This is a genomic window from Streptomyces sp. JJ38, from assembly GCF_019303475.1.
Classification (GTDB): Bacteria; Actinomycetota; Actinomycetes; order Streptomycetales; family Streptomycetaceae; genus Streptomyces.
Genome location: NZ_JABLSI010000118.1, coordinates 1 through 228, shown reverse-complemented (window position 1 = coordinate 228; position 228 = coordinate 1). Strand labels below are relative to the sequence as shown.

The following is a 228-nucleotide window of genomic DNA, read 5'->3' as shown; positions in this document are numbered from 1 at the left end:
GGAGTAGTTGGCGGCGTCGGCGTTGCTGTTGCCCGCCGCCACCGCGTACGTCACGCCCGCGGCGATCGAGTTGCGCACCGCGTCGTCCAGACTGGAGTTGGCGCCGCCACCGAGGCTCATGTTGGCCACGGCCGGAAGCTGCGCGTTCTGCGTCACCCAGTCGACGCCGGCGACGACGCCCGAGTAGGAGCCGGACCCGTTGTCGTCCAGGACGCGGACGGAGACCAG

General features: G+C 71.1%; 1 protein-coding gene. It reads right to left on the bottom strand.

Annotated features, from left to right (window positions below):
• A partial coding sequence (locus HPT28_RS26505; protein WP_219094513.1) for a S8 family serine peptidase occupies positions 1-228 on the bottom strand: 228 nt, incomplete at both ends.